This is a genomic window from Nostoc sp., from assembly GCF_036917135.1.
GTDB lineage: Bacteria > Cyanobacteriota > Cyanobacteriia > Cyanobacteriales > Nostocaceae > Nostoc.
The window spans coordinates 1-11,140 of the sequence record NZ_JBALEA010000084.1; the positions used below are offsets into that span (position 1 = coordinate 1).

Below are 11,140 nucleotides of genomic sequence, written 5' to 3' on the forward strand. Positions count from 1 at the left end.
TTAGACATTAGTCAGCCCGTGAAGCAGCAAGTCTAGAGATGTAAATCTGAGATGCTCCCGCTACACTGCTTGCAGTTAGCGGTGAGAGTTGTCACGTGTCATATATGTTCGTATAGGTGCATAAATTATTATTTTTAACTGCAAACTCCCAATTCCCAACTCTAACTCCTAACTCCTAACTCTTCCTCATGCAAACCGATCCAAAACCAGGAACACTTTACGTTGTCGGCACACCAATTGGCAATCTGGAAGATATAACCTTTCGAGCGGTGCGAATTTTACAGACTGTCGATATCATTGCGGCGGAAGACACCCGTCATACAGGGAAACTGCTACAGCATTTTCAAGTTAAAACCCCCCAGGTAAGTTACCACGAACACAATCGTACCAGCCGCATTCCAGAATTATTAGAGCATTTAGTTAATCATAAAGCGATCGCTCTGGTGAGTGATGCGGGGATGCCGGGTATTTCCGATCCGGGATATGAACTGGTGAAAGCCTGTATTGAGGCGGGAATTCCCGTGGTTCCCATTCCTGGTGCTAGTGCAGCAATTACCGCTTTGAGTGCAGCTGGATTACCAACAGATCGGTTTGTCTTTGAAGGCTTTCTCCCAGCGAAAACTCAACAGAGACAAGAACATTTAGAATCTCTGCAAACCGAATCTCGCACATTGATTTTCTATGAATCGCCCCACCGCTTGCGAGATACTTTGCAAGACTTGGCAGATGTTTGGGGAAGCGATCGCCAAATTGTGCTAGGACGGGAGTTAACTAAATTGTATGAGGAATTTTGGCGGGGGACAATTGCCGAAGCGATCGCTCACTACACCCAACGAGAACCCCAAGGTGAATATACATTAGTCGTGGCAGGAATTCCACTCAGTCAGCCCCAGCTGACAGAAGAGGAAGTAAAAGCCGAATTAAAACAATTAATTAGTCAGGGAATATCGCGATCGCAAGCTAGCCGTCAGTTAGCAAAAGCTACCTTTATTCCCCGTCGCCAACTCTATCAACTAGCTCTTTCTATAGTCCTCAATCCTGAGTCTTGAATTCTATTTTGTTAATTTACTCAAAATAAACGCACAGGCTTTATTTGCAGCTTAGAACTAATCGAGCTTACCCGATCAACCACAGAAATCATGTATTTATAATCTGGTACTTGTCCATTGGGTACATATCCCACCTCTTCAGCTAAACCTGAAGGCGAATCACTCATTATTTTACGGATATACTCTTGACGGTTACGTTCTACATTCGGACCAATCAAGACCACACCTAATGGTACATAGTGAGGGTCTTTAAATAATATGCGAAATTCCGTTGGGGCAAACTGTGAAGCGTAGAGACTCAATTCAGCCTCCGAGACAGCGCAAGCGATCGCTTTTCCTTGAGCGACCAATTCCAGCGCGGCCTTAGGTGTGGGTGCAAATAGGATCTCAGCTAGTGTTGTACCATAAAGATTGTAAAGAGGAAAATAATATCCTGTTGCTGAACCTAGCTGCCCTAAAGCCACTGTTTTACCTTGTAGCTGCTTCAAGTCGGTGATTGGGTTGTCTTTGCGAACAACGAAGATAGAACGCAAATTACTAATACCGATTAAAGGAAACAGAGGAACATATTGGTGGCGGGCGATCGCAATAGCTGCTAAACCCGGTGGAGCAAATACCAACGACCAAGCACGAGCCTGAAGGCGCTCAACCGCTCTATTTTCATTAAAAACAGGCTCTAGCTGAATATATGAGTTTGTTTTTTCACCCAAGTAACTATTAAATTTAGCATATTGGTTAATTACCTGTTCGCCTCCACCATAGTTAATCACACCAACAGTTAAAGTGCCCTCAAACCCGTTTTGTGGTTTGCAAGCAACAAATGTAAAACCTAGCAGATGAAACAGAAATAACCGACGGGGAAATCGCAAAAACATCACTAATTATGGTTAAGGAAGTAACTTGACTCTTAAGACTAATTTAGATTAAGTTTGACTGCTGCCTAAATAGGTGATATTGCGGCAAAAAATTAATATTTATTTAAATCCTGTAGAGATGCTTTATAACAGGTATAAATAAATATTAGACAAACTCAGATACCATCTTCATTGGTTAGGTTATGTTAAACAATATTACGTTAAAAAACTTAAAAATAGGTGCTAAATTTAACTTACTTTTAATATTAGTTTTCATCGTCAGTATTGTGGGGAGTGGCGTTGGCTTATCCAGTGTACTTCAAGGGAGGGCGCAAAATGAAGTAGCTTCTCAAGCGCAGATTCTCATCCAAATGGTGAACGCAGTTAGAGATTATACACAAAATCGGATAGATCCCTTATTAGAACCTAAACTAGGTACTAACCCAACCTTCATGCCTGAAGTCGTACCAACTTTTTCTTCTAAAGAGGTTTTTGAGAATTTTCGTAAAAAGCCTAAATTTAAAAACTTTTTTCATAAAGATGCAACACTTAATCCAACCAATTTAGCGGATAAAGCTGATAATTTTGAAACTCAACTTGTAAAGCGTTTTCGCAACGAACCCAACACTCCAGAAATTAAAGGCTTTCGTAACTTGCCAGAAGGTGAAGTATTTTACATTGCGCGACCACTAAAGATTACCCAACAGAAATGCTTGCGATGTCATTCTACACCAGATCAGGCTCCTAAAAGTCAGTTGGCAATGTATGGCTCAGAAAATGGTTTTGGTTGGCAACTCAATCAGATTGTTTCTGCCCAAATAATCTCTATTCCTTCTCAAGAGATTTTTGCCAATGCCAAACGAAGTTGGATATTGATAATGGGACTTTTAATTGCGATCTTTGCGTTCGTCGTTTTCTTAATTAACTTCTTAATCACGAAATATGTGATTCAGCGCATCAGAAGAATAGAAAAAATCGCCCAAAAAGTTAGTGTTGGTGATATGAGCGCTGATTTTGAAGAAAGCTCTAATGATGAAATTGGCGGGTTAGCAGAAGCATTTAATCGGATGAAAGCTAGCTTAAAAATAGCTCTGGAGATGCTCAATAGCGAAAACTGATACAATTTTAGATTTGGGATTTCAGATTGTGGATTATGAAATAAACATTAAATAAAATCCTAGTTTGTCGTGAGCAATTCATCGCTCAAAAGAAAGATTATCAGGACTAAAGTGCTTACTACAAACTTTAATTTATTTACGCCCAGCTACTTATGTGGACAATCAAGAAAGTAGGCGTTGCTGAAATTGTAAAGCTTTTTGAGGTTCGGGAATTTGCGATGCTAAAACTTTCACAAACTCTGCACGAGAAATTTGCCCAGAAGATTTAACAGCTTTTTTAACTAAAAACTTAGCTATTGGACCAATTAAATCAGCCAATTCTCGCTCGCACTGATGCACAAAGCTATCACTGATTACTTGAGATTCTTGGCTTGATAAATTATTTGGGTTTATTTCAGACTGAACAGTAACTTCTTGTAATAGAGTAGGTTTTTCTAGTAAAAACATTGTTTTCTTCTGAAAATCAATTTGTTGATTTCCTCGAAGATGAAGGGCTAATTGACTAATTAATTCTTCCAAATTGGGCGCTGATGCCGCAACTTGTCGTAGTAATCTTGAGGCTACCGGACCAACAAATTCTAAAAGAATCGTTTCTAAGCAGCTGTAATTTTCCGCAGACAAGATAGAAGCAGGATATCCAATTGAGTTTTGTTGAGAAAGTGAAGCTTGAGGCGGTTGTATCAAAGATGGTGGTTGAGGTAATGGCGTTTCTACTTTAGTATCAAGATGCTTAAGCACCTGTAGAACTTCAGCCGCAGACTGATAGCGCTGTTTAAAGTGGTGTAGCACCATCTTAGATAGCACCGATGCCAACCCAGAACTGACATTAGCTTGATGCTGCCAAGAAATTTCTCCTGTATCTGCATCTTCCTCAAAGTTTATTGGATGTAACCCTGTCAACGATTGAATACCAATAATACCCAAAGAATAAATATCGCTGTTGGGGCGGGGCTTACCTTGTCCCTGTTCTGTAGACATATATCCTGGAGTACCAATGATAATAGTAGCCCCCGTGCGCCCTGCAACTGTAAGCAGTTGAGTTTGGACTTGTTTAACTGCGCCAAAATCAATCAGCACTAACTTACCGTCTTGTTTCCGCCTGATTATATTGTCCGGCTTGATATCTCGATGGATAACGTTGTGGCTGTGAATAAATTGTAGAATATCTAACACCTGTTGGAGCAGTTGAAGTACTTGATCCTCTGTCCAATGTTGATTGGGAAACAGTTCCGCTTTTAGAGTATGTCCTTCAATGAATTCTTGCACCAAAAAGAACTCTTGGTTGTCTTCAAAATAGGCTAAAAGCCGAGGAATCTGGTCATGGTTGCCCAGTTGTTCTAGTGTTTCTGCCTCATTGGTAAATAGCCGTCTAGCAGTTTCGAGAAATTCTGGACTACGAGTGACGGGCTTAAGGTGTTTGACAACGCATTTCGGGAAACCTGGCCGATGGGTATCTTGGGCTATGTAGGTTTGACCAAATCCACCTCCACCTAAAACCTGGAGGACTTGGTAACGTCCGTCTAATAATTGTCCTAACATTGTCTCACTTGCCTTAAGTCCTCAAATTAATCTTGGCATAACTACCAGGTTTGGCAAGGTTTGTTGAGGGAGAAAGTAGGTAAGCTTGCAGCCAGATGATTTAAGTAATCGGACAGAAACATTTACACATTAGTTCTTAGACTGGATAGGGGTTTCAAGTCAAAATTTGTGTAATTAATTTTGTTTTACTACTTACAAGGTAAGTGATTCCCTTAAAGCTCAATTTATAGTCTAATGGCGCTAGAAGAGCTTCTACTGATTTGGAATTTGGATCAACACGATAGTTAACGCCACGGTAGATCAGATTATAGCAGTTATCATTTACGTGAGGTACACCCGTAGGGGCACGGCAATGCCGTGCCCCTACACCTCGTGATGTAACCTTGTACTGCATCTGAATGGGAACCGCTATATAAGCTGGCCCAATTCGAGGAACTGGTCGAAACGGCTGTTCTATTTTTTTGCTGCCAACTTTGTTTGGGTCATATTCGTAGGTCAGACCGCGATAGTAAAGTTTCATAATTTTTGCCTCCTGAATAACTTTTGTTCAACAATGCCAATGATTTATCAGAGGTTAATTGGAGAGTTATGCAAGAACTAAAAAAACTTTTTTTTAAGTATAATTCAATCCGCTTCTGTTAAGGATAATCGTAGGTTGGGTTGAAGGTCGTGAAACCCTACAAACCACGGAAAACGTTGGGTTTATTTCCTGAAATCAACTTACACAGTTTAAGCTTTTTGGCGCTAACTGAACCCTATTGAAATATACCTATAATTATTCACTATACAAGTACCTAATATTATCATTAGTAAGCTGTTCCACAAATAACCTTGCATAATTAGGGCGCTCATGTTGCCCACCCCACAAGAGTTATATTAATTTTTAATATGCAAACTAGATGTGGTTTAGCTTATCTTTTAAATGAGTTTATTGGGAACATCCCTATTTGGCAAAAATAAAAGAACCCAGATTATTCACGATTTTTGATCACAAATAATCTGGGTATTCAATCTTGTCGCGCTGTACGCCATTGCACACTTTCAAGTGCGAATGGATTTCTGGGCAAATAAAGTGCTGACTAGGCAAAGATGAAGTCTCTGGAGATACTGACATTGGTAGTGTCTTGAACGTTAGCAATCAAGTCATTGTTATAGTAAATTTGTGTGTCTAGAGCCGAACCACCACTATAGTCTGCATACCCGAAAGAGTATAAACTAGAGTAACCAACGGTTTGAATGTAATCAGAAGCAGGGTTCCAGTCAGTAATGGTAGCGTAACCAAAACCTTGGTATGAAACACCCCAAGAACCGCCCAAAATGAAAGTATCAGAACCAGTACCACCAACTAGAGTGTCGTATTCTACGCCACTGGTTGCATAGCCGTCAAGACGGTCGTTGCCAGATCCACCATAGAGGATATCATCGCCACTCCCACCGTAAAGGCTGTCATCCTGATTGCCACCGTATAATGCATCGTTACCAGCAGAGCCATACAACTGATCGTAACCGTCATAGTCATAGTAGCCAGAGCCATAGCCGGAAGCGGGATAGCCATAGATAACGTCGTTACCGCTTGTCCCATAGATTGTATCGCTTAACGAGCTGCCGTAAGTAGCCATTTGACTTTCTCCTTAAAAATTTTTTGATTTGTTATTAGTAAAATTGAGTCTCTGGTTTTAGCCCATTTAACTCAACCGAAGCTTACGAACTTAAGAACGAACTTAAAAACTTATTAACTTTGATATTCCCAAGCTAGACACAGTAATTATTTCAGTCACTGCCAAACTTAATTTTCCATTCCCTCTTCTTCCTTAAGTTCGGTAGAACCCACCTTAACTTCAGCATCTACAATTACAAAACTTGATATTAGCTTCTAGGAATATACAGTTGAAGTTGTAGCGAACAGAAGAATAGCGATCGCTTTCCAGGGAATCTGTGGATAGCAGTTGCAGATATAGGAATTTTGTAACAGTTATCTGTTGCGAGCCAGAGTCCCCAACTGAAACCGTGATAGCTGCTCACTGTTCAGTCTTATTTGCCGAAATGCCTCAATATCAATCGCAGCAGTCAATGTTTCGATAAGCTAATCGGCATTTAAGTTGCATCATTAAGGCGCTCATGTTGCCCACCCCACAAGATATTGAGAAAATTTTAATATGCAAATTAGATGTGTTTTAGCTTATCAGCGATCGCCATGACTAGCAGAAAACTCAAGAGAATAGCGATCGCATCTGTGAATTTGACAGTACTTCACCTTGTTTTAACCAGCCTTAGCCTTGCAATTGCCATAAAACTGAGCAATTCGCGATCGCAGTTTTAATCACCAACCGTAAAATTACTTAATGTGGGTGCGATAAGAAAGCAAGTAACATGAATTTAACTGGATAAAGTTGCTTGCTTTATTCATCTTTTTAACTCCTACCTGCTTTCGGTCTGGAATAGTGCGTTGCATCTGTGTTCCCTAGCATAATTATTTAACAAATGTTTTAAATGAGTTCAGCTTTTGCAATCAAGACTTAATTGAATTGTAGATAGCTTTGGCAGCTGAAGTTATTTATTACTGACTTATGGCAGTTATCTCCTCTTTGCTGCTGCATCTTACCAATGCATTACACACGGTCATACTTACCCCAAAAAAAAGACATTTATAACCTGCAATATTCCCAATGAAATCACAACACAGTAGTCGTAGACGTGGTGTAATCCTAACGCCCCAAGGATTGCAGAAACTCCAAGATGCCAAATCGAAATCAGAACATTATGACAATTTCGATAAACATTATACTCTTGAAATTTTAGGCTTTCGTATAGGGGTAGACCCAGATACAGTAGCAAAGGTATTTGCCTGTGAAATGGGGGTAGATCGGCAAACCCTCAAGTACTGTTTCCAAGCATTCAACTTACAACTAGAACCTCATGACTATCAGTTTGCCAATCAAGGTATCAACCCGCAGCAAAACTACACAAAAATTAAAAATCAAATTGATTGGGGAGAAGCACCAGATGTATCCCTTTTTTGCGGACGCACGGAAGAACTGGCAACCCTGAAGCACTGGATTTTAGCTGAGTCTCCTAGAAATGAGCCAATACCCTGCCGTCTCATCACCCTATTGGGTATGGGTGGAATCGGCAAAACCTGGCTATCGGTGAAGCTGGCTCAACAACTTCAGGATCAGTTTGAGTTCGTAATTTGGCGATCGCTGCTCCCTAATCCTCCAATTAACGATCTCCTAGCAGACCTGATTGCCGTCCTATCTGATGGAAAAGAAACCGATCTGCCTGAACCATTCAATCACAAAATTTCACGGCTGATTCATTATTTGCAACGTCATCGTTGCTTACTAGTTTTAGACGGTGCTGACAGAGTTTTCCAAGAACGTGCCGCCCCAGAAGTCACCTATAGAGACTGTATCTGGCTTCAGCACCAAACCATCGGGGATTACGGCGAGTTACTTAGGAGACTGGGAGAAACCACCCATCAAAGTTGCTTAATCTTGACTAGTCGTGTCAAACTCCATGAGATCACCTTCCTGGAAGGAAAGACAAGACCTGTGCGAGTATTATGTCTCCAAGGATTACAGGTGACAGACATACAAGAACTTTTCAAAACAAAAGGAATTTTTAGAGGAAGACCAGATAACTGGAATCGATTAATCGAATCCTATGCAGGGAATCCCTATGTCCTAAACCGCATTGCCACAACGATTCAACAGTTATTTGATGGCAGCATCACTGAATTTTTAAAACAAGAAGTTACAGTTTTTGGTACAATTTTCAATGGTTTAGACCAGGAATTTGCACACCTGTCGGATGCAGCGAAAGCAACGATTCAATGTATGGCACTCAATCGTCAACCCATTTCTTTTTCACAGCTACGAACAAAGATGCCATCCTCTGTTTCATCCCAAGAACTCCTAGAAACCTTGGAACTACTGGAAGCGCGATCGTGGATTGATGCCAAATCAGGTCTGTTCTCTCTCCAAACGATGATCGTTGAATATGTCAAATCTTTTATTGTTGACGAGAAAATCGCCAAATTTCAGCCGAGCGCATTTCTGGATCAAGAGCATCAACGTCAGGTAGCAAGTTAGAACTAACAGGGGAACTTTTGTCTAAGACTATGTTTCTTTGAGTTCATTACCACAAGACCCAACAATCGCAATCAGCTGTCGCCCGTCTAAGAGGTTGTTTGAAAAGTAGTTAGGTGTGATTTTAGGCACTCGTTGATCCCCCCTAACCCCCCTTTTTAAGGGGGGAACCGGAATCAAAGTCCCCCTTTTGAAGGGGAGCCACTGCGGTCTTCTCCCAAGGGGAGACGCTAAAAGCGATGGGGTCTCCCCAAGTAGAGGAGCCAGCCGCGTGGGCGGGTTTCCCGACTTGAGCAAACTGGCATCAAGTGGCATGGATTTAGGGGTATCTCCAAGAGTTAGGCGTATAAAAAAACTTTTCAAACAACCTCTTGAATATCCCCTAGTCAATGCTAGGGCATTCGATAAATTATCGAATTGTCTGGGTATTCAATTTAACTTTGTACGTAGCTTTGATGGTAAGAATGAATGATGCTTTTTCAAATCAGACGTAGGCGTAGCTAGTTTTAAAATTGTGTTTCTTACCCCTTTTTTGGGAAAATTTTCAGCACTATTACTTATTGACAAACTTTTTATGACCTTACACTGTCAAGGATGTCCTCCAAATCTCCTGCTCCCGTATGCTTACCCTTTTCATTCGGAGGTTAGGTGGTTAACAATGGGTTGAATGTTTTTTAAATGATCCAACCTTATGGCTAGAACTGCAAATGAATATGCCGTATTCCTCCTACTGGAAAGCGGCCACCGGGAAGAAGTACGTTTTCCGACTATTCAAGAGTTTCAGAAGTGGTATAGTGGCGAACTTGTGCCCAAGTCTGCTTCTAATGACTTTATTAGTGTGCCGATCAAAAATATTCAAGGGGAATATATGGTAATACGCCCTTCTCGGATTGTCGCAATCCGGGTAGAACCCGTTTTTAGTTCCAGTGTTGAAAGATTCAACTAAATGATGAAAAAAACCCTTGCTTTGCTTTCCTTGAGTCTGGGAATTGCCCTTGCAAACCCTCTCTGGACGGCTGTTGCTCAGGTTCCTAACTTACTGCCGTTGCCAATACCGACTAATCCTGATCTCCCACCTCTGGCAGTACCAATCACTCCTGAGATAACGCCCGCGCTCAAACCAATCGCTATCGGCAGCGATTGTAAGTTCCGGCAAACTTGCTTAGTGGGTTGGGATGACCAAATTTGGGGTCAAAGAGGTAAAATAGGCGTTGGCGCTTCGCCCACCGGAGGCGATCGCAATGCGTTGTTGGCTTCCATTGATAACAGTTTGCTTTACTTAACCAAGAGTGACGCGATCGCAGCATATCAAAATTATCCAGTTAAGGAAATTACCCTCGATCGCGTCCGTCGGAGTTTGCTACGTTTTCGGCAACTAGTTGTCAGTTCTAAGTCAGCAGCGCAACTACAAGCGGCTGTCCGCCGGGAGTTTGTCTTCTACCAGTCCGTGGGCAATGATGGCAAGGGTACTGTTAAGTTTACTGCTTACTACGAACCTGTTTACACTGCTAGCCGTGTCAGAACTGCAATATATAAATATCCTCTTTATCGGCTACCACCTGATTTTGGGCAATGGCCTAAACCCCACCCAAAACGAATTGATTTGGAAGGGAAGGATGGTTTACTAGGGAATAAAAGCCAGTTACGCGGTTTAGAACTGCTTTGGTTCCGCGATCGCCTAGACGCATATATGGTACATATCCAAGGTTCTGCCCAAATTAAATTAACTAATGGCAAGACAACATCAATTGGCTATGCCGGTGGAACTGATTACCCTTGGACTAGCATCGGCAAAGAACTAGCCAAAGATGGCAAACTTCCACTAAATGGATTGACGCTACCACGGATGATTGCTTACTTCCGGCAACAGCCGCATGAGTTGAGCAATTATCTGCCACGCTGGGAACGATTTGTTTTCTTTGAGGAAACTGGTGGTACCGGAGCTACAGGCAGTATTCATGTGCCAGTGACAGCAGAACGTTCCATTGCTACAGATAAATCTCTCATGCCTCCGGGAGCGCTAGCGCTGATTTACAACTCATTTCCCTATCCCGTCAGTGGTGGTAAACTACAGAGTCGTACCGTCAGCCGCTTTGTGCTAGATCAAGATACAGGAAGCGCCATCAAAGGCCCAGGACGAGTGGATTATTTCATGGGTTCTGGTAAACTAGCAGGCGATCGCGCTGGCATCACAGGCGGTAATGGTTCACTATATTATCTGCTGCTCAAAGAATAGGGCATGGGGCATTGGGCATGGGGGAGAATCAATAATTACCGAAAAATTAGGTTTAGAGCTACGTCGTTCTACGACGGCTTTTCTTGTAACTAAGAAGTAATGAGTAAGAAGTAATGAGTAAGAAGTAATGAGTAAGAAGTAAAACTTATTACTTATCACTCATTACTCATTACTCATTACTCATTACTCATTACTCATTACTCATTACTCATTACTCATTACTCATTACTCATTACTCATTACTCATTACTCATTA

Annotated in this window: 10 protein-coding genes; 6 read left to right on the forward strand and 4 right to left on the reverse strand. The window is 41.5% G+C overall.

What is annotated here, in order from left to right; genetic code table 11:
* Positions 1-188 precede the first annotated feature (188 nt).
* Entirely contained in the window at positions 189-1,049 is an 861-nt protein-coding gene (gene rsmI / locus V7K50_RS26150) for a 16S rRNA (cytidine(1402)-2'-O)-methyltransferase (protein WP_334965230.1), read from the forward strand.
* A gap of 20 nt (positions 1,050-1,069) precedes the next feature.
* Here the strand turns inward: rsmI and V7K50_RS26155 are convergent, their stop codons facing one another.
* A complete protein-coding gene (locus tag V7K50_RS26155) occupies positions 1,070-1,924 on the reverse strand; it encodes a phosphate/phosphite/phosphonate ABC transporter substrate-binding protein (RefSeq protein ID WP_334965232.1) in 855 nt (284 codons plus the stop codon).
* 182 nt (positions 1,925-2,106) lie between these two features.
* On the opposite strand from V7K50_RS26155, the gene V7K50_RS26160 reads away from it, so the two are divergent.
* A complete protein-coding gene (locus tag V7K50_RS26160; protein ID WP_334965234.1) occupies positions 2,107-3,021 on the forward strand; it encodes a Tll0287-like domain-containing protein in 915 nt (304 codons plus the stop codon).
* A gap of 162 nt (positions 3,022-3,183) precedes the next feature.
* Here the strand turns inward: V7K50_RS26160 and V7K50_RS26165 are convergent, their stop codons facing one another.
* The 3 genes from V7K50_RS26165 to V7K50_RS26175 form a co-directional block, all read right to left on the reverse strand.
* On the reverse strand, positions 3,184-4,560 hold the full coding sequence (locus V7K50_RS26165; protein WP_334965236.1) for a serine/threonine-protein kinase: 1,377 nt from the start codon (positions 4,558-4,560) through the stop codon (positions 3,184-3,186).
* A gap of 154 nt (positions 4,561-4,714) precedes the next feature.
* On the reverse strand, positions 4,715-5,080 hold the full coding sequence (locus V7K50_RS26170) for a DUF4278 domain-containing protein (protein ID WP_334965238.1): 366 nt from the start codon (positions 5,078-5,080) through the stop codon (positions 4,715-4,717).
* A 559-nt stretch (positions 5,081-5,639) separates the two neighbouring features.
* Positions 5,640-6,179 (reverse strand): calcium-binding protein, encoded by a 540-nt coding sequence (locus V7K50_RS26175; protein ID WP_334965240.1) that lies wholly within the window; start codon positions 6,177-6,179, stop codon positions 5,640-5,642.
* A 548-nt stretch (positions 6,180-6,727) separates the two neighbouring features.
* On the opposite strand from V7K50_RS26175, the gene V7K50_RS26180 reads away from it, so the two are divergent.
* From V7K50_RS26180 to mltA, 4 genes are all read left to right on the forward strand, one after another.
* Positions 6,728-6,880: a hypothetical protein gene (locus V7K50_RS26180; RefSeq protein ID WP_334965242.1), complete on the forward strand. Its 153-nt coding sequence runs from the start codon at positions 6,728-6,730 to the stop codon at positions 6,878-6,880.
* 346 nt (positions 6,881-7,226) lie between these two features.
* A complete protein-coding gene (locus V7K50_RS26185) occupies positions 7,227-8,651 on the forward strand; it encodes an NB-ARC domain-containing protein (RefSeq protein ID WP_334965244.1) in 1,425 nt (474 codons plus the stop codon).
* Between the two features lie 688 nt (positions 8,652-9,339).
* A complete protein-coding gene (locus tag V7K50_RS26190; protein WP_179066232.1) occupies positions 9,340-9,594 on the forward strand; it encodes a hypothetical protein in 255 nt (84 codons plus the stop codon).
* Positions 9,595-9,597: 3 nt separating this feature from the next.
* The gene (mltA, locus tag V7K50_RS26195; RefSeq protein WP_334965246.1) at positions 9,598-10,884 is read left to right on the forward strand and encodes a murein transglycosylase A; all 1,287 of its coding nucleotides are present in this window, start codon (positions 9,598-9,600) and stop codon (positions 10,882-10,884) included.
* The last annotated feature ends 256 nt before the right edge of the window (positions 10,885-11,140 follow it).

What these genes read in the sequence shown, in the direction of transcription:
- rsmI (WP_334965230.1), top strand. Translation starts at nt 189, where the DNA reads ATGCAAACCGATCCAAAACCAGGAACACTTTACGTTGTCGGCACACCA.
- V7K50_RS26155 (WP_334965232.1), bottom strand. Translation starts at nt 1,924, where the DNA reads ATGTTTTTGCGATTTCCCCGTCGGTTATTTCTGTTTCATCTGCTAGGT.
- V7K50_RS26160 (WP_334965234.1), top strand. Translation starts at nt 2,107, where the DNA reads ATGTTAAACAATATTACGTTAAAAAACTTAAAAATAGGTGCTAAATTT.
- V7K50_RS26165 (WP_334965236.1), bottom strand. Translation starts at nt 4,560, where the DNA reads ATGTTAGGACAATTATTAGACGGACGTTACCAAGTCCTCCAGGTTTTA.
- V7K50_RS26170 (WP_334965238.1), bottom strand. Translation starts at nt 5,080, where the DNA reads ATGAAACTTTACTATCGCGGTCTGACCTACGAATATGACCCAAACAAA.
- V7K50_RS26175 (WP_334965240.1), bottom strand. Translation starts at nt 6,179, where the DNA reads ATGGCTACTTACGGCAGCTCGTTAAGCGATACAATCTATGGGACAAGC.
- V7K50_RS26180 (WP_334965242.1), top strand. Translation starts at nt 6,728, where the DNA reads ATGTGTTTTAGCTTATCAGCGATCGCCATGACTAGCAGAAAACTCAAG.
- V7K50_RS26185 (WP_334965244.1), top strand. Translation starts at nt 7,227, where the DNA reads ATGAAATCACAACACAGTAGTCGTAGACGTGGTGTAATCCTAACGCCC.
- V7K50_RS26190 (WP_179066232.1), top strand. Translation starts at nt 9,340, where the DNA reads ATGGCTAGAACTGCAAATGAATATGCCGTATTCCTCCTACTGGAAAGC.
- mltA (WP_334965246.1), top strand. Translation starts at nt 9,598, where the DNA reads ATGAAAAAAACCCTTGCTTTGCTTTCCTTGAGTCTGGGAATTGCCCTT.